Genomic DNA, 18,403 nt, shown 5'->3' on the forward strand with positions numbered 1-18,403 from the left:
AAAAGCAGGGACCGTGGCAATGAGCGGCAACCTTATCGAAAGGTTGGCCGACCAAGTTCGCTTGGACACTGCGCTTTGTCGTCGTCAGGAAGCTTTGCCCAAAGCAGGGTCACTGCGTGTCCGCTGTCGGCCAGCTTTGTCTGTTCGTACAGTTCCAGGTCCGGATTTGATGTCCACGCAGTGGCAGGGGTTTCGACGACTGACGTAAATCCGCGAGTTCCTGTTGCGATGGCACGAAAGGCGGCGGTCGATTGTGAGAACTTCGTGCCTGTCTTGCACGTGATGAAGGGAAAGCCGCCCCCCTCACAGCATATCGTATACGGCCTTTGAAGGACCAGATTGCGGCTATCAAATCAATGCGGCGCTCTATCATCCGCCGAACCGCGGCCTCGAGACTGATATCGAGTAAATTGCGCAAGCGCTGTGCATCTCGTAGATCAGGTTCGTTGCGCAATAGATGATCCACCATCGAACCGGGTGCCAGCAATTCGATAGCAAACGTGTTCGCCTGTGTTTCCTGAAGAAGATGTTGGCGCCCCTCACGGGACTCTCTCATGTCGCCCGTCAAACACCGGAAGCCCGTCGTATCGGACAATTGGTGTCGTTCCATCAGAAAATGGCCAAGTTCATGGGCAACGGTGAACCGTGCTCGATAGTGTCCTTTTGAGGCGTTGGCGGCGTTGTTGCAGAACTCAGACTGCCAAGGATTCACAACGTGAATCCATGCGGTTGGACGGGGTGGATGAACAAGCCAACACCCGCCCGCTACCGCACCACGAACTGGTCTGACTACAACGCTGCGCTCAGAAAGCGCGGATCGCTGCTGATCTGGGTGGACAAGGAGATGGCCTGGCTCGCACCGCATGAGGGGCGCCTCGGGCGCCCGCCGGTCTTTTCGAACGCGGCGATCCAAGTCTGCCTGTCGATCAAGGTGCTGTTCAAGCTGCCGCTGAGACAGACCGCGGGAATGGTCGCCAGCCTCTTGCGACTGGCCGGGCTGGACTGGCCAGTCCCTGACTATTCTACCTTGTGCCGGAGGCAGAAGACCTTGGCCGTCCAAATCCCCTACCGCCGTGCCGACGGGCCGCTCAACCTGCTCGTCCCCTCTCGTGACATCACTGCGTGATGCACTGCCGGGCAGTGGACAGCACCGGGATCAAGTTCCTCGGCGATGGTGAGTGGCAGGTTCGCAAGCACGGGGTGCAGGGCCGACGGCGAGCCATGTCGCGCCATCGGTCCGAGCGACGATGGCGAGCGGCGCAAGGTCCATCTGGCCATGGATACTGCCACGTCCGACATCCGCGCCGTCGAATTCACTCCCAGCCGCGACGGCGACAGCCCAGTGCTGCCAGACCTGCTCGACCAGATCCCGGAGGGCGAACCGATCGGCACTGTAACCGCCCCTCTCGGCCGATTGCTCCGCAATCGCCTGCCGGGCAATGGACGGGGCCTATGACACGCGCCGTTGCCATTCCGCCATCATCGAGCGAGATGCCGTTCCGATCATTCCGATCCGCAAGAACGGGCGGGAGTGGAAAGAAGACTGCCCGGCAGCAAGGTCTCGAAACGAGACCCTGCGAGCCCACCCGGCACTATGGCAGGGCGTTCTGGAAACGCTGGACTGGATACCACGCCCGCAGCCGGATCGAGGCAAAGATGCGCTGCCTCAAGGCATTCGGCGAACGCATCGCCGCACGAGATCCCGACCGACAGACCGCCGAAATCCACATCCGCATCGCCCTCATGAACCGCTTCAACGCCCTCGGTACCGCCGAGATCGTTCGCGTCGCATGACGTCAGTGGGGAAAGGGGAGGTCACGCCTCAAGCGTGAATTCTGCAACAACGCCAATAGCTATGATCGAGGCGGCAGCGGCCATGCGCGAGGCCGCGGTTGCGGCTGCACCTCGGTTTCTGAATAGCTATGATCCCGCTGGTACTGGATGCAAGCCTTCTGGAGTTGCGGCTGGACCTCGGTTTCTGAATAGCTATGATCAAGGTATTCATGCACCGGATAATGGCAAAGTTGCGGCTGGACCTCGGTTTCTGAATAGCTATGATCCCCGAGACGCGCAAGCGAACACTCAATCTGACCTGCCCCCCGGAAGTTCCCTCAATCTGATGTAGAGTCTGCCCAACCTGAAGGAGCAGACGAGATGAGGAAAAGCCGTTTTACCGATGCGCAGATAATCGGGATGATCAAAGAGCAGGAGGCTGGTTTGCCAACCGCTGATCTGTGCCGGAAGCATGGCCTGAGCCCTGCGACGTTCTACAAGCTGAAGGCCAAGTATGGCGGGATGGATTTGTCCGATGCTAAGCGGCTGAAGCAGCTCGAGGATGAGAACGCGAAGCTGAAACGCCTAGTGGCAGATGTCATGCTGGACAATGTTGTGCTGAAGGATCTCCTGGGAAAGCCCTGACGACGCCGATGCAACGGCGGGACGCAGCGCTGCGGGCGATGCGGGATCATCCGATCTCTCAACGCCGGGTCTGCGTCCTGATCGGTGTCGATCCCAAGACCGTGCGGCGCGAAAGATCGCCCGATAATCCGGAGGTCCGCCTGGAAATGAACAAGATTGCTGAGAAACGGCGCCGGTTCGGTTACCGGCGCATTGGCGTCCTGCTGGAGCGCGTGGGCATGATTATGAACGAAAAGAAACTTTACCGAATTTACCGGGAAGAGGGTCTGTCAGTGCGCCGCCGTAGAGGCCGGAAACGGGCGCGAGGCAGCCGCACACCGATGCCAGTGCCATTGCGCCCGAACCAGCGCTGGTCCTTGGACTTCCTGTCCGACACCTTCGGAGCCTGTCGCAAATTCCGCATCCTGGCTGTGAACGACGATTGCTGCCGCGAAAACCTATGCCTGGTCCCGGACACGAGCATCTCCGGGGCCAGGGTCGCACGGGAGTTGGATGCGCTGGTCCGGATCTATGGGAGGCCCGCCTGCATTGTCTCGGACAATGGCACCGAGTTTACCAGCAAAGCGATCCTGAAATGGGCAAACGACAACAAGGTCGAGTGGCATTACATCGATCCCGGCAAGCCGCAGCAGAACGGCTACATCGAGTCATTCAACGGCAGCCTCCGCGATGAATGCCTGAACGAAGAGATCTTCGACACCTTGGCAGATGCCCGCCGAACGCTGGCCCTCTGGCGCTACGATTACAACAACGTCAGGCCACACTCATCGCTCGGCAACAAGACCCCAGCAGAAGCGCGCCGGGCGCTTGACCTACATGATGGCACCGCGCCCGGCGCGCTTGCCACACCCGAAATCGACGACTATCAAACCCAAGGACTCTCGTTATGAATGAGGGACGACCGGGGGGCAGGTCAGTTTCTGAATAGCTATGATCTTGGAAACAAGGGCCAGCGACGGACAGCAGTTGCGGCTGGACCTCGGTTTCTGAATAGCTATGATCGCGCCCATGGCCACACACCGGGCAGGACAGTTGCGGCTGGACCTCGGTTTCTGAATAGCTATGATTTCTCTGAACCCTGAAACCAAACGGCACGGTTGCGGCTGGACCTCGGTTTCTGAATAGCTATGATTGTGAACGTCACGGATTGGAAGTATGCGCGGTTGCGGCTGGACCTCGGTTTCTGAATAGCTATGATCCGCAACTCTGTTGCGATGCGTTCGCGCCAGTTGCGGCTGGACCTCGGTTTCTGAATAGCTATGATCAGATGGGACAAATGTCACCTCATTATTTAGGTTGCGGCTGGACCTCGGTTTCTGAATAGCTATGATCTGCGCCCCAAACGGCCCCGTTGCCGAACCGTTGCGGCTGGACCTCGGTTTCTGAATAGCTATGATCCTCATTAAAAAGATCACAGACCACGCAAAGTTGCGGCTGGACCTCGGTTTCTGAATAGCTATGATGAATTGCACGTCCTCACCTTGCAGGCTTTCGTTGCGGCTGGACCTCGGTTTCTGAATAGCTATGATTCCGTGGGCGCTCAGGCGGCGAACCGCTCTGTTGCGGCTGGACCTCGGTTTCTGAATAGCTATGATCTTTGGGGACGTAGGCGGCCGCTCCACCGGGTTGCGGCTGGACCTCGGTTTCTGAATAGCTATGATGAAGCAACAGGATAAGCGTACTTGCTGTCGGTTGCGGCTGGACCTCGGTTTCTGAATAGCTATGATGGCGTGAACACACCCAAGGTCCGCGCTGCGGTTGCGGCTGGACCTCGGTTTCTGAATAGCTATGATAAACCGCGATATGGACGAAGCTGCGGTTCAGTTGCGGCTGGACCTCGGTTTCTGAATAGCTATGATACGCATGACGATTGCGCGCTTGCTGAAATGGTTGCGGCTGGACCTCGGTTTCTGAATAGCTATGATCCCGGCGCTGTTGTGCGATTCCGTGCGACGGTTGCGGCTGGACCTCGGTTTCTGAATAGCTATGATGTTGGCTGGAAGAAGTCACTCCGGTCTTGAGTTGCGGCTGGACCTCGGTTTCTGAATAGCTATGATAGACACCTTGAAGCATTACTTCTCGCCTTTGTTGCGGCTGGACCTCGGTTTCTGAATAGCTATGATAGATGGACTGGTAGAGCTTTGTTTTGGCCGATTTTTACCGGCTCACCATTTTTGAAAACTGTGCGAATCATGGTCAAAACAACGCCAACTGCTCTGGGTTTTTTCTGGGGCTACGGCGACCTTGATCGGAGAAATGAACTATATCGCGGAATTGGCGGTCTGTGAAGTTGAGTATTTGCACATCCCCCCAAGCTGGTAGAGCCCGTTCTATTTGATTTATCCGGGTTATCACTGCTTCTTTCCCATTTGCGAAGCGGGTGTAAGCTGAGAATTGTGAACGCTCATACCCTTGATCCAGTAAGAAGTTCCGGAAATCGCTCGCCGCTTTGCGTTGCGGCTTGGTTTCCGTTGGCAAATCGAACATGACAAGAATCCACATAAGCCTATATCCACTGAGGTGAGTGATCGGCACATTCATGGTGTAAGGGCCGTTAGAAAGTCGGGGGGAGGGGGCTCGGGCAGCGCCAATGCCAGCTTTTGGTTTTCAAAGCTTTGGGCCAGCGATGTCGTGAGGCGCGATATCGCGACGGAAACGGGGCTGGTCTCACCATTCAGTGTCAGATCGAAAGAGATGAGGCGGGTCAAAGACTGTTTAGCTGCCGATGTAACGTCAGGCCCGGATTGAGCCATGATCGCGCGTGCCGTCAGGTCGACCAAGGGGCGGAAAGGCTCCATAAGGTCATCGGCAAGAGCAAAGGCGTTGCTACGGTTGCTGTGAAAAATACCTATGGTCGGATTAAGTCCTGACGCGACGATAGAGCGGGTGACCTGCCCCCCGGTCGTCCCTCATTCATAACGAGAGTCCTTGGGTTTGATAGTCGTCGATTTCGGGTGTGGCAAGCGCGCCGGGCGCGGTGCCATCATGTAGGTCAAGCGCCCGGCGCGCTTCTGCTGGGGTCTTGTTGCCGAGCGATGAGTGTGGCCTGACGTTGTTGTAATCGTAGCGCCAGAGGGCCAGCGTTCGGCGGGCATCTGCCAAGGTGTCGAAGATCTCTTCGTTCAGGCATTCATCGCGGAGGCTGCCGTTGAATGACTCGATGTAGCCGTTCTGCTGCGGCTTGCCGGGATCGATGTAATGCCACTCGACCTTGTTGTCGTTTGCCCATTTCAGGATCGCTTTGCTGGTAAACTCGGTGCCATTGTCCGAGACAATGCAGGCGGGCCTCCCATAGATCCGGACCAGCGCATCCAACTCCCGTGCGACCCTGGCCCCGGAGATGCTCGTGTCCGGGACCAGGCATAGGTTTTCGCGGCAGCAATCGTCGTTCACAGCCAGGATGCGGAATTTGCGACAGGCTCCGAAGGTGTCGGACAGGAAGTCCAAGGACCAGCGCTGGTTCGGGCGCAATGGCACTGGCATCGGTGTGCGGCTGCCTCGCGCCCGTTTCCGGCCTCTACGGCGGCGCACTGACAGACCCTCTTCCCGGTAAATTCGGTAAAGTTTCTTTTCGTTCATAATCATGCCCACGCGCTCCAGCAGGACGCCAATGCGCCGGTAACCGAACCGGCGCCGTTTCTCAGCAATCTTGTTCATTTCCAGGCGGACCTCCGGATTATCGGGCGATCTTTCGCGCCGCACGGTCTTGGGATCGACACCGATCAGGACGCAGACCCGGCGTTGAGAGATCGGATGATCCCGCATCGCCCGCAGCGCTGCGTCCCGCCGTTGCATCGGCGTCGTCAGGGCTTTCCCAGGAGATCCTTCAGCACAACATTGTCCAGCATGACATCTGCCACTAGGCGTTTCAGCTTCGCGTTCTCATCCTCGAGCTGCTTCAGCCGCTTAGCATCGGACAAATCCATCCCGCCATACTTGGCCTTCAGCTTGTAGAACGTCGCAGGGCTCAGGCCATGCTTCCGGCACAGATCAGCGGTTGGCAAACCAGCCTCCTGCTCTTTGATCATCCCGATTATCTGCGCATCGGTAAAACGGCTTTTCCTCATCTCGTCTGCTCCTTCAGGTTGGGCAGACTCTACATCAGATTGAGGGAACTTCCGGGGGGCAGGTCACGGGCAGTGACCGCACGCAAAACGGTATAACCGTAGTTAAGCAATCCATTTACATCATTACGGTTTGGGTCGCGCCGAAAATCGGGTCCCATGAACATGGGCCAATAGAGACGTGCGGCTTGCGCTTCGGTGTTGCTCCTGTCGCCTGATTGCACAGAGCGTGCCAAGTAATCAAGCGGCGCATGGGGCTGGCCGACAGCGGCCAATGCCCCCGCTTGCATCTTGATCTTGGCGATGACGACCTGCTTCCAAGCCTGCTTACGCAATGGCTCGGGCGCGGCCCATTGTGCCCGCATCCTAGCACCTTGTGCATGGTGTCCTTCAAGTGGCATCAACACCCCACGGGGTTGATGATTGGCTGCGCAAAGCACAACAGGCGCTCCGCGTTCAGCGAGTTCGACTAGAATGGAATTGGTCCAAGTCACACCATGAGCGTGGACGATCACAGCGGCAATCTGATCGAGAGGGACGCGGCCAATAGTTTGGCCGCCTTCCTCAACTTTCAGAAAGCCACGATCTCGCGAAAGGTGACGGCCATCCTGTGTGATATCAACAACCTGATCCAAAACAGCATCCAGTACGTTCCTTATTGGATATTGTATTGGACGATTGGGGCGGATTTCAGGCTTTTTTAGGTGGGCCAGGGTCTTTGATGCGGCCCATTTCATCAACATGGATGCGCCGTGCGCCGCTTTTTATCAACGCTGAGGCTTGCATACGGATATAGAGGTCTTCCTTGTCCTTGCGATAGCGTTGATCTGGATTTCCCTGATTGTGGGCAACCATAGACACCTGACCATTGACGTTAAATTTCTCAACAGTCACGGTCACAGGACCAAATTTGCTTTCCTCTAATCGCACCATGTCATTTTTATGCAGGCGCATCAGCCTTTTGGCGGCCGGGTGGGGGCGATGATCAACGTCCCTATGTGCATCAAAGGTCGAGATGACAACGTGTTTGTGGCTCCCATCGGGCATTTGCCACACCTCATAGCGTTGATTACTGTCGCCTTTGTAGCCTTTGTAAGATACGCCTTTATTGTCTTTTATTTCAATAATATCTACCGGTTCGATGATCCTGACGCGGCGAATACCCTGATAGGGGCCGGGTTGGGCGGCAAATCGCTGCAGGGCGGTTTGAAACTCTTTGCCATCCTTGCCTTTGGTGGCCTGTCTTAGCGCTTCTGCCAGCGGGGCATCGCGCAGCTTACCAATCATTGCGGGGGTCAAGCCGTCAAGGGGTTTGCGCGTCACAACCAGCGGCACATCTTTTAGCGATTGCCCTGTAAGGCCATAGGCTGTGGCGTTATGTAGCCGGCCCGTCGTGCTATCCTTGCCCATAGCACGTATTGAGGGCGAGAGTGTTCCATGATCCGCACGGTGGCTGACGGTCATGTGGTTTATTTGAGCCTTTACGGCGTCACGAAACCCTTCCCATGGGGGCAGCACGCGCGAAGCAAGGTCATCAAGACCCTGCCCAGCATCGCGTTTTGACTGATTAGCCATTCTTTGGATAAGGCTGCGATCAGTGGCGGCAATCACCGCAGCATCCAGCGCGTGATGACGGTGATCCATACGGTTTTTGGCTTTGTTGACATCGCGCTGGTCGTCATGGAGCAGTCTATTCAGCCCCCAGTGTCGTCTGAGCATTTCTGTCAGGCGACCGGGAACAACCCAGACGTGGCTTTTTTCATCGTCGCCATCATACAGCTTGTCCAGGTATTCACGGGCGATGCGTGAAAGGTATTGGGTGTCTACTAAAGCGCGATCAAGAAAATCGCGTTCTCCTTCGAATTTTGTCATGGCGTCGGGGGCAAAACGCCAAGCTTTGTTGGTAGGAATGTGTTTCAGGTTTTCGCCCTGCAACGCCCAGATATCCATACCATCATGCGCCGCTTCAGACGGAGATTTATTGCGTTTAAGCCGGTTTGCTTCTTTCATGCATAGTGTTTTATTTGCGTTCCCATCATCGAGCGTGCGAGAATAAGGCAGGATATGGTCGATGTCGCAGCTGCCATCAAACAGCATAGAAGGTGAAATAAGCGTACCTGTGTAAGGACAAAACCGTTTCATAGGATCGGGGTTCATCTCTTCCCATATCCGCAAAACCGCACGGTTTGCGCCATTATTGACTTGCCGCAGTTCAATCAGCTTTTCACCGCGCTGAATGGCAGCAGCGGTGTTTTTCTTGATCCTGCGTTCGGTCTCGGCTTTTTGATCGGCGCTTTGTTTCAGCTCGCGGGCCAGCTCCACAACGATTTCTTCGGGTTTGCCGTGAACTTCGATAATCTTGTTTATTAACCGCCGTATCTGGTTGAGCCCGATATGCACCGTTGGGTTTGTGATGCGGCCATAGCGCGTTATATCATCATGTTCAGGATTTAAAGTGCCGGGAATGACGTGGCTTTCTAGGACTTGGCCGTAATATGGAAGCTTATCCAGCACCACGCCCGTGCGCTGATCTGAGTGATGCAGCCCAATAGCCGCAACCGCTTTGTCATAGGTCAGCACGTCGGATTTCAGCACGGCCAAAAGCGCCTTGGTCGCCGTCATGCCAAGACGGGCGTATCCTTCGGGCAATGGGGCATCTGCGGTGGCTTTGGCATTGTCTAGAGGCAGCTGATATGTTGCCACGAGCCAGTCAATCAAATCGTGCGCCTCCTGCTCGCTTTCGGCGTTCTGGCGGCGCTGGATCACTTCCCATTGTTGCTCCCAGCTTAGCATAGACCAACGCGAACCAAAACGGCCCTTATGCGCAAGGCTGGCGCGTACCGGGTCGCAGGCGATTGCATCGCGCGTCGCAGTCTCTAATGTGAAGCGTTCGTCTTTCAGCTTTAGTGCCTTGGCCAAGGCCACCAAGGTCAGTTTGGTGCCACCCGGTGATTTTAACGGCTCTTTGGCATTTAACAGGGTGATGAGTTGATCGCGCTGCTCCAGGGTCAAAGCTCTGGCTGCGCGTCCATTGGCCGTTATGCGCAGGTTATTCACTGTTTCATATAAAACACGCTGCTGAGTCAGTGGATGTGCTTTGGGCAGACGATCTTCGGGGTAGAAAGAACAACGGCCGACCTTGGGCGCCTTCAATGGGCGCTGATAAAAAATGGTTTCAAACAACTGGTCGCGCAATGTCTCGGTCAGAACCGGATGATGCGGTTCTTGGGCATCCCAAAGCGCGTGAAGCTCATCCTCCAGATGGCGGCGGTCTGGGTAGAAATCATAGCCCGGCTCGGACTTGCGGGAGGATTCATCTAGTCGCAGGGTAAGGCGCGTACGCACTGCCGGAATTTTACGCAGACTTTGAGCTGAGGCGCGGCGTTTGTGCAAAAACTCACCATAGGTGCGGGCATTCGCCGCCAGCATCGCCATATCCAGCCGGGCGGTGCCGTCTTTGATCTTCCCACCCTCATTATCGCCGCGATCGGTCTTGCGGTTGGATTTGAATCCCCGGCGCTGATTAATATGAAAAAAGGCGCGGCCCAAATGGGTGAGCGGTAGCGCCTGATCCAACCCTTGAGCGCGCAAAGCGAACGGATCTAGCGATGTCAGTGCGTTGGCCAGTTCCGGATTGCTGGGCATTAAACCGGCGGCGGCCAGCCGTTTCATTAACGTTGCGCGGCGTTGCAAATAACGATCCCGCCGCCGACGCATCGCCCGTGCATTGCGCCGATCCACTGCCAGTGATGCGCCGGTTTTAGCATCCCGCCCACTGGAGAATATTCGCACACCGCCATCAATAACCGCGACGGGTCGGCCCTGTGCAATTTCATATATCCACCATCCGATGGAATTGCTGCCAATATCAAGGCCGAGACGAAGCATGGGAAAATCCTTTAAATAATACTGGGCGATATTGTCGCGAGTGTGTCCCTGTGTCGAACGTTATTGTTGCCTGAAAGTCCAAGGGGGTGCGATGTAGGGGGCGTTGTTGCAGCATTCACGCTTGAGGCGTGACCTCCCCTTTCCCCACTGACGTCATGCGACGCGAACGATCTCGGCGGTACCGAGGGCGTTGAAGCGGTTCATGAGGGCGATGCGGATGTGGATTTCGGCGGTCTGTCGGTCGGGATCTCGTGCGGCGATGCGTTCGCCGAATGCCTTGAGGCAGCGCATCTTTGCCTCGATCCGGCTGCGGGCGTGGTATCCAGTCTAGCGTTTCCAGAACGCCCTGCCATAGTGCCGGGTGGGCTCGCAGGGTCTCGTTTCGAGACCTTGCTGCCGGGCAGTCTTCTTTCCACTCCCGCCCGTTCTTGCGGATCGGAATGATCGGAACGGCATCTCGCTCGATGATGGCGGAATGGCAACGGCGCGTGTCATAGGCCCCGTCCATTGCCCGGCAGGCGATTGCGGAGCAATCGGCCGAGAGGGGGCGGTTACAGTGCCGATCGGTTCGCCCTCCGGGATCTGGTCGAGCAGGTCTGGCAGCACTGGGCTGTCGCCGTCGCGGCTGGGAGTGAATTCGACGGCGCGGATGTCGGACGTGGCAGTATCCATGGCCAGATGGACCTTGCGCCGCTCGCCATCGTCGCTCGGACCGATGGCGCGACATGGCTCGCCGTCGGCCCTGCACCCCGTGCTTGCGAACCTGCCACTCACCATCGCCGAGGAACTTGATCCCGGTGCTGTCCACTGCCCGGCAGTGCATCACGCAGTGATGTCACGAGAGGGGACGAGCAGGTTGAGCGGCCCGTCGGCACGGCGGTAGGGGATTTGGACGGCCAAGGTCTTCTGCCTCCGGCACAAGGTAGAATAGTCAGGGACTGGCCAGTCCAGCCCGGCCAGTCGCAAGAGGCTGGCGACCATTCCCGCGGTCTGTCTCAGCGGCAGCTTGAACAGCACCTTGATCGACAGGCAGACTTGGATCGCCGCGTTCGAAAAGACCGGCGGGCGCCCGAGGCGCCCCTCATGCGGTGCGAGCCCAGGCCATCTCCTTGTCCACCCAGATCAGCAGCGATCCGCGCTTTCTGAGCGCAGCGTTGTAGTCAGACCAGTTCGTGGTGCGGTAGCGGGCGGGTGTTGGCTTGTTCATCCACCCCGTCTAACCGCATGGATTCACGTTGTGAATCCTTGGCAGTCTGAGTTCTGCAACAACGCCCGGTGCAAAGACAGTGCTTCATCGCGCAGGGACGGATCAATTTGCGCCAGCCTCGTCTGCGGCATCTCTTTAGACAGGCCATCTTCGGCCATGCTGGACAGAATGGTTGCTTTCAGATGATTTTGGCGGGCCTTGCATGCTGTCATGGGCCCGTCGACATGCTCGACCATGCGTTCAACCCTAAGGTCGCGCAGGATACGGCGTAGCTCGGCCTTGAAAAAGGTGGCGACCTCCGTTTCGGGCAGTGTCATATGAAGATCGTTGTCCAGCATTTGGTCCATGTGCGCGGTGAGCTTTGACAGGATTTAAGGGCCAATTTGCGATCTGTCGTCCCTAAGGACAGCATCACCGGGCGTTTTTCTGTGGACAAACCAGGCAGGCGACGGCGATAAAACCACGTTTCTCGCCGTCTGGTAAGGTAAAAAAATCTGTCCATAGTGACCTCGATTCTGGTCACTGTTCAGGAGGGAAATTTTGGTCCCAAGGCGCCTCGGGAGGCTTTTTGTGTGAACACTTGTGTAAACATCTGTGCAAACACCTGCGCCGCAAAACTTCAGATCATCCCAGCCAATAAGGCGGGCTGCTTGATCTAAAACGATAATTCAGAAAAACTGGCTGTGCGGCCAGTCCCGGGCTATCGGGTCTGGACTTTCTGAAGACGGTCTACAGGGAATTATCAGGGAAATCCGGCATTTTCTGATCCAAACGGTCCGAAATCTCCTATTTTTGACGTCTATAATTTAATTAATACAGATGGTTAGGTGAGAGTCCCCTGTTATCGAAGAACAGGGAATCTTCTCGCACCGAACAGGGAACGATCACGGAAGAACAGGGAAGTTTTCAGCAAAAGCAGGGACCGTGGCAATGAGCGGCAACCTTATCGAAAGGTTGGCCGACCAAGTTCGCTTGGACACTGCGCTTTGTCGTCGTCAGGAAGCTTTGCCCAAAGCAGGGTCACTGCGTGTCCGCTGTCGGCCAGCTTTGTCTGTTCGTACAGTTCCAGGTCCGGATTTGATGTCCACGCAGTGGCAGGGGTTTCGACGACTGACGTAAATCCGCGAGTTCCTGTTGCGATGGCACGAAAGGCGGCGGTCGATTGTGAGAACTTCGTGCCTGTCTTGCACGTGATGAAGGGAAAGCCGCCCCCCTCACAGCATATCGTATACGGCCTTTGAAGGACCAGATTGCGGCTATCAAATCAATGCGGCGCTCTATCATCCGCCGAACCGCGGCCTCGAGACTGATATCGAGTAAATTGCGCAAGCGCTGTGCATCTCGTAGATCAGGTTCGTTGCGCAATAGATGATCCACCATCGAACCGGGTGCCAGCAATTCGATAGCAAACGTGTTCGCCTGTGTTTCCTGAAGAAGATGTTGGCGCCCCTCACGGGACTCTCTCATGTCGCCCGTCAAACACCGGAAGCCCGTCGTATCGGACAATTGGTGTCGTTCCATCAGAAAATGGCCAAGTTCATGGGCAACGGTGAACCGTGCTCGATAGTGTCCTTTTGAGGCGTTGGCCAGAATGATACCCTGACTGCGGACACGATCCGTCAGCAGCATTCCCTCGAAGCCGTCGAATTTATCCACTTTTACGTTGGAGACGCCCAGTGCCAAAGCGATCTCAGCCACTGGAATTGCTGTCTCGACCGGGCCCAGTTGAGCGTGAATGGCGTTTGCCAAACGTTTCGGGGCATGAATGTCTGCGAGTTCGATGCGATCAAGTTGCAAAGTCTAGTCCTGGCCGGGTGTCTTCTGCGCCATCGACTTGATCATCTGCTCGACGATCGACCGGTCGCGTTCGGAGAGGGAATCAAGGCCGCGATCAATGCGTTCGATTTGCAGATTTTGCGAACTTGGTTCAGCCATGTCACCTGTAATCACAGCAATACTTACATTGTAGTGTCCTGCCAGTTTGCGGACTAAGTCGAAAGACGGATTGCTGGTCCGGCCTTTCTCCAAATCCCACACGTGGGCCTTTGATACGCCGACTTTGTCAGCGACTGCCTGAAGGGACTCCCCGCTCTTTTGCCGCAGGCTGAACAACCTCTCTCCGATCTGCATGCTTGCCTCCTGTCCGATGCGTCTGACGCCAGCGTACGCCTTCGTTTGACAGATGACCAGACGTAAGATATATCTTACAGAAGCGGCCGATTAATATCATCCCATCGGTGGGTCAAAAGAGGAGGCCATCATGGCCAGACAGAATATCGAGCATATCGCAATTCGCGATCTGACACCTTGGGCACGCAACGCCCGGAGCCATTCGAAGAAGCAGATACGTCAGATCGCTGACAGCATTGAGGTATTTGGATTTACCAACCCTATATTGATCGACGAGAAACGGACGATTCTTGCGGGTCATGGACGGGTCGAAGCTGCGAAACTGCTCGGATTGGCGGATGTGCCCTGTTTGCGGCTTGATCACATGTCCGAACAAGAGAAGCGGGCCTATGTCTTGGCCGACAACAAGTTAGCGCTGAACGCAGGCTGGGACGAGGATCTCCTGGCCGCGGAACTGGGCGCGCTGATGAGCGATGACCTCAGATTCGACATCGGGGTGACCGGCTTTTCCATTCCCGAGATCGACACTCTCATGGAAACCGTCGCACCGGAAGATCTGGGCGACCCTGAGGATGACCAGTTGCCCGCCGATGCGCCGGTAAGGGTCCATATCGGCGACATCTGGCAGCTGGGGCGGCATCGTCTGGTCTGTGGTGATGCATTGGATCCTGTTGTGGTTTCGGACCTCATGGATGGCGCGGTCGCCCGCATGGTGTTCTCGGATCCCCCGTACAACGTGCCGATCGACGGCCACGTCGGCAATTCCGGCAAGACCCAGCACCGGGAGTTCGCGATGGCATCGGGTGAGATGTCGTCCGCCGAATTCACGGATTTTTTCACGGCGGCATTCCAGAACCTCGCAAACCACAGCGCTGACGGCTCGATTCATTTTCTGTGCATGGATTGGCGCCATATGACGGAAATGCTGGCGGCGGGGCAGGGGGTCTATAACGAGATGAAGAACCTGATCGTCTGGGCAAAGGACAATGGTGGCATGGGCACATTCTATCGCTCGCGCCACGAGTTGATCTTCGTGTTCAAGAAGGGGACGGCCGCTCACATCAATACGTTCGAGCTGGGTCAGCATGGGCGCTATCGCACCAATGTCTGGCAGTACCGCGGGGTCAACACCATGCGGGCCGGGCGGATGGAGGAACTGGCGCTGCATCCCACGGTCAAGCCGGTGCAGATGATCGCCGATGCCATTCGCGACGTGTCAGGGCGCGGTGATATTGTCCTCGATATCTTCGCAGGTTCCGGAACGACCCTGATCGCGGCCGAGAAGACTGGACGCCGGGCCTATCTGTGCGAACTGGATACCGTTTACTGCGATCGGATTCTGAGGCGCTATGAGGTCTTCGCCAAGGACGACGCCGAGCAGATTCTCTGTGGCTGGACACCCCCGGCGCGCGCCCAGCAGATGGAGGCCGCAGAGTGACGGATCGCAAGCTTGATCTTCCGGCCCGCCGTCAGGAGCCGGATTATGATGTCGGTTACGCCAAACCACCAAGTCATACCCAGTTCGTACCGGGGCGCTCGGGCAATCCGAAGGGTCGGCCGCGTGGATCGAAAAACAAGGTCCCGGCGTTGAACGAGGAACGGCTCAAGGGGATAATTCTGCAAGAGGCTTACCGCAGTATCACCGTGCGTGACGGCCATCGCAATATCTCTATCCCGATGGCACAGGCCGTCGTCCGGTCGATGGCTGTGAATGCCGCTAAGGGCCAGCACCGCGCACAGCGCCTGTTTGCGGAACTGCTGTCCAGCACCGAACGTCAGAACAAGGCGCTGGCCGATGAATGGCTGCACACCGCAATCGAATACAAGGTTGAATGGGATCGCGAACTGCATCGTCGCGAAAAATTGGGCATCACCGATCTACCCGCTCCGTTGCCCCATCCAGACCAAGTGAAGATCGACATGAACACGGGCGTCGCCCACATCGTGGGGCCCGCCACGAAAGACCAAGTCGCGCAGGTCGAACTGTGGCGGGAGCGTGAGGCCATGTTTAAAGCCGAGCTTGTCAGAACGCGCCGTGCCCTCAAACGCGCCAGAAGACCCGAGCGTATCGCCGCTCTGAATAACGAAAAGCAAGAGTTCGCGGATGTCCTTGATATCATCGGTAAACTGCTTGCACAGCTGGCATTCAGCGAGGGTGTGGACGTCGGCTTCGCAGGGCTTTGATGACATTCCCCTGACGGCGTCGATACGAAAAGATGGGTCGGAATTGATATTAAACGCCGGGCGCCGGGATGGTTCTTGTGTTTGCCCTCGCCGCAGAGACCATTTTAATGAATGCTTGAACATCTTTCGTGTGTGCAGCAATTAGGGGCTGTTGACGTTCCCCGGGTTTGAATAATCGCTGCGGCAATTGAGATGAAGGCTTTGAAGTTCTGGTCGGTCTTACATGAGCGCATGGCTATACCTCTGTTTTCCTTCAACTTGCCGAAGTAGTTTTCGATCAGGTGTCGCCATTTGTAGGTTTCCTTGTCGAAGGTTGCGGGAAACTTTCGATTGGATTTCGGCGGTATGACCGGGATGATGTCGCGTTCCAGCAGGTCATTTCGCAGCCAATCCGCGTCGAAAGCCCGGTCAGCCAGCAGATGTCCGGCGGAAAGGTTGCGGATCAACTCATCGGTTTCGCGCAAGTCATGTGCCTGTCCGGGCATCAGGCAGAAATCAACAAGATTGCCGAGTGCATCGGTCAGGGCCAGAATTTTCGTCGTTATGCCTCCGCGGGAACGCCCGATGGCCTGGCAAAGAGTCCCCCATTTGCGCCCTGACCCGAGCGGTGGACCTTCACGATCATTCCGTCCGTTGCCCGGCAGTTGATTGCGGAGCAATCAATGAGAGGGGATTATCGCGTGTTCCAAGTCGGCGTCTGAAGATAACTCTTTGAACATCCGATGGAAAACAGCCGCGCCAACCCATCTGCGGAACCGCTTGAACACGCTGTTCCATTTGCCAAATTCGATCGGTAATTCACGCCACTGCGCCCCGGTGCGGACGATCCACAGGGCCGCTTCCACGAACAAGCGGGGATCACGCCCAGTCTGTCCCGAATCGGCAACCTTCCCAAGACAATACAGTTCGATCGTGGCCCATTGCGCGCCGGTTAAAACTCTTCGGGTCAAGGCTGCTCTCCTCTGTTTGCAACCTTGATGATGTGGACACCCCTGGACCCGTCGCAGTGGAAGTCCGCTCGAACCACAAATGCCATCGATCGCTTGAACGAGGAATTCCGCCGCCGCATCAAGACCCAGACCGTGCTGCCCTGTGCTGAAACCGTGCCGATGCTCCTCTGGGCGCTGATGGCATCGGGCCAGATCCAAATGCGAAAAGTCGATGGCGGGGAAACCTTGGCTCAGCCCATCGCCCCGATCAGCCTTGACCTCGCGGCCTGATCAGGCCCAAATCCACATGCTCGGAGAACTACGCCAGAGAATTTCCACCAGACTTGAGACACAACCGATTTGGGAAACCTGAACGTCAACAGCCGCTAATCTGTTACGGCACCGACATGCTAAGGTGCGTCACCTGTGGGTCTTTTTGTGCCAGTTCATCTGGCTGATCACACTGCCGCATGGCTTCACGCAGGGCGTTGGTCACCATCAGAAACTGTAAATCACCGCCCGAAGTCGTTGTTCAGAATGAACTACATGAAGGGCAAAGGCGGGCGTCGGATTTTGCCGATCTGCTTTCGTTGACGTAGGATCGAGGTGGCCTGCGGGTTGAGTCAACACTCTGCGCTTGTCTTCAATCATCAATCCGACCGGAGGATGCACAGAATGGCTGACCGAAGCACGAACAGAATGGCCAAACATGCAATGGCAAATACGCCGGACAGAAGATAGACAAGTACCAACGTTCCGATTCCTGCCCCCATCAGGAGCGCCGTCACAACGACAATAAAGGAACTGATTGCGCCTACCAACACAATGCCGATCAAAGGGGCTGAGTCCCGCTCTATATCGGCAACCGGGACGTCATGATGCATGAAATTTTCAGTTTCGAAGCGATCAATTGCAGCCATTGTAATACCTCATTTGAATTGCATGTCATTGCCCCAGAACCTCTGCAAAAGGGGCTCCAGACGCCTTCGTCAAAAGTATGTGATAATTACTATAGCATGTATATTTTAAAACTAAAGTATGTATTCCACTGCTTCCGGGAAATAATTGCAACGCTAACGTCGGCAGTTCTTTGCATACCTCCCTGCGGCGAATATGGGGCGAGGACGTCGCCGTGGATCCAACCCGTTAGGCCCTAGCCGACCGGCCGCAGTGCATGGTCCCGGGGAATCTGATTGAGTAAGTCCGGCAGCATGGCGGCGCGCTCGAGGCTGCTGCTCGTTATACTGATGGTCGTAGTCTTCAGTGTTTCTTCGTCGTTCCCGATGTACATCATGCGCCGCAGTCGCCGTTTGCGGGGCGTACATCGCTGGGTGGGGGGTCGTGAGGCAATGACTAAAGCGTGCGCTATCGTTCACTCTCTCAGTGGCAGAGCCGTCAGGCTGGGTGCTTGCTCTCAGGGGGCGTTTGTAGCCAGGCCAATTCCTGGTCTTGTAGGTCGTTGGTGTCCAACTGTTCATGTTAACCGGCTATCATGCTGGTTTCATGATTGAAAATTCTGGCGAGGTTCTTTGTGTAGCGCAATCTGCACCATACCAAAGTTAGCACGAAGCGACCTGATCGTC

The 18,403-nt window shown here is 56.4% G+C and carries 12 protein-coding genes, 5 pseudogenes and 1 CRISPR repeat array; of the genes and pseudogenes, 5 read left to right on the forward strand and 12 right to left on the reverse strand.

Annotated elements, in window-relative coordinates:
• Positions 1 to 109 precede the first annotated feature (109 nt).
• Positions 110 to 712, reverse strand: coding sequence for an ImmA/IrrE family metallo-endopeptidase (locus AC0L7P_RS09830; protein WP_473432658.1), 603 nt, complete (start codon positions 710 to 712; stop codon positions 110 to 112).
• A gap of 30 nt (positions 713 to 742) precedes the next feature.
• Here AC0L7P_RS09830 and AC0L7P_RS09835 point away from each other — a divergent pair.
• Together AC0L7P_RS09835 and AC0L7P_RS09840 are read left to right on the forward strand one after the other, a co-directional pair.
• Positions 743 to 1,794, forward strand: a pseudogene (locus AC0L7P_RS09835) (IS5 family transposase).
• A gap of 360 nt (positions 1,795 to 2,154) precedes the next feature.
• Positions 2,155 to 3,308, forward strand: a protein-coding gene (locus tag AC0L7P_RS09840) for an IS3 family transposase (protein ID WP_473432659.1) whose coding sequence is annotated in 2 segments (ribosomal slippage) — positions 2,155 to 2,404 and positions 2,404 to 3,308 — 1,155 coding nt in all. Because the reading frame shifts where the segments join, the coding sequence is not laid out codon by codon here.
• Positions 3,309 to 3,383: 75 nt separating this feature from the next.
• Positions 3,384 to 4,541: direct repeats of the CRISPR family, unit length 36 nt; unit sequence GTTGCGGCTGGACCTCGGTTTCTGAATAGCTATGAT.
• 73 nt (positions 4,542 to 4,614) lie between these two features.
• Here the strand turns inward: AC0L7P_RS09840 and cas2 are convergent.
• The 9 genes and pseudogenes from cas2 to AC0L7P_RS09885 all read right to left on the reverse strand — a co-directional run bounded on the left by cas2 (position 4,615) and on the right by AC0L7P_RS09885 (position 13,707).
• The gene (cas2, locus tag AC0L7P_RS09845) at positions 4,615 to 4,959 is read right to left on the reverse strand and encodes a CRISPR-associated endonuclease Cas2 (RefSeq protein ID WP_473432660.1); all 345 of its coding nucleotides are present in this window, start codon (positions 4,957 to 4,959) and stop codon (positions 4,615 to 4,617) included.
• Positions 4,956 to 5,300 (reverse strand): annotated as a pseudogene (locus tag AC0L7P_RS09850) (CRISPR-associated endonuclease Cas1); the annotation flags it as partial. The pseudogene AC0L7P_RS09850 and the gene cas2, both read right to left, overlap by 4 nt.
• 31 nt (positions 5,301 to 5,331) lie before the next feature.
• A protein-coding gene (locus AC0L7P_RS09855; RefSeq protein ID WP_473432659.1) for an IS3 family transposase occupies positions 5,332 to 6,485 on the reverse strand; the annotation gives its coding sequence in 2 pieces (ribosomal slippage) (positions 5,332 to 6,236 and positions 6,236 to 6,485; 1,155 coding nt in all).
• Positions 6,486 to 6,514: 29 nt separating this feature from the next.
• Complete coding sequence (cas1, locus tag AC0L7P_RS09860; RefSeq protein WP_473432661.1) at positions 6,515 to 7,225, reverse strand: type II CRISPR-associated endonuclease Cas1; 711 nt, start codon at positions 7,223 to 7,225, stop codon at positions 6,515 to 6,517.
• Positions 7,173 to 10,370: a type II CRISPR RNA-guided endonuclease Cas9 gene (gene cas9, locus AC0L7P_RS09865; protein ID WP_473432662.1), complete on the reverse strand. Its 3,198-nt coding sequence runs from the start codon at positions 10,368 to 10,370 to the stop codon at positions 7,173 to 7,175. Before cas9 ends, cas1 begins: the two co-directional genes overlap by 53 nt.
• 153 nt (positions 10,371 to 10,523) lie before the next feature.
• Positions 10,524 to 11,577, reverse strand: a pseudogene (locus tag AC0L7P_RS09870) (IS5 family transposase).
• A gap of 23 nt (positions 11,578 to 11,600) precedes the next feature.
• Entirely contained in the window at positions 11,601 to 11,915 is a 315-nt protein-coding gene (locus AC0L7P_RS09875; protein WP_473432663.1) for a hypothetical protein, read from the reverse strand.
• 682 nt (positions 11,916 to 12,597) lie between these two features.
• A complete protein-coding gene (locus tag AC0L7P_RS09880; protein WP_473432664.1) occupies positions 12,598 to 13,374 on the reverse strand; it encodes an ImmA/IrrE family metallo-endopeptidase in 777 nt (258 codons plus the stop codon).
• A gap of 3 nt (positions 13,375 to 13,377) precedes the next feature.
• Positions 13,378 to 13,707, reverse strand: coding sequence for a helix-turn-helix domain-containing protein (locus AC0L7P_RS09885; RefSeq protein ID WP_473432665.1), 330 nt, complete (start codon positions 13,705 to 13,707; stop codon positions 13,378 to 13,380).
• Positions 13,708 to 13,837: 130 nt separating this feature from the next.
• Between AC0L7P_RS09885 and AC0L7P_RS09890 the strand changes: the two genes are divergently transcribed.
• A complete protein-coding gene (locus tag AC0L7P_RS09890) occupies positions 13,838 to 15,145 on the forward strand; it encodes a site-specific DNA-methyltransferase (RefSeq protein WP_473432666.1) in 1,308 nt (435 codons plus the stop codon).
• Positions 15,142 to 15,891 (forward strand): DUF5681 domain-containing protein, encoded by a 750-nt coding sequence (locus tag AC0L7P_RS09895; protein WP_473432667.1) that lies wholly within the window; start codon positions 15,142 to 15,144, stop codon positions 15,889 to 15,891. The genes AC0L7P_RS09890 and AC0L7P_RS09895 overlap by 4 nt, the downstream gene beginning before the upstream one ends.
• Before the next feature lie 104 nt (positions 15,892 to 15,995).
• On the opposite strand, the pseudogene AC0L7P_RS09900 reads toward AC0L7P_RS09895, so the two are convergent.
• Positions 15,996 to 16,841: pseudogene (locus AC0L7P_RS09900) on the reverse strand (IS5 family transposase).
• A 24-nt stretch (positions 16,842 to 16,865) separates the two neighbouring features.
• On the opposite strand from AC0L7P_RS09900, the pseudogene AC0L7P_RS09905 reads away from it, so the two are divergent.
• A pseudogene (locus AC0L7P_RS09905) lies at positions 16,866 to 17,111 on the forward strand (transposase); the annotation flags it as partial.
• A 359-nt stretch (positions 17,112 to 17,470) separates the two neighbouring features.
• Here AC0L7P_RS09905 and AC0L7P_RS09910 read toward each other — a convergent pair.
• Positions 17,471 to 17,740 carry a hypothetical protein gene (locus AC0L7P_RS09910; RefSeq protein WP_473432668.1) on the reverse strand — a complete coding sequence of 90 codons (270 nt, stop codon included), beginning with the start codon at positions 17,738 to 17,740 and terminating at the stop codon, positions 17,471 to 17,473.
• Between the last annotated feature and the right edge of the window lie 663 nt (positions 17,741 to 18,403).

The organism is Oceaniglobus sp. K40-3, assembly GCF_055808395.1.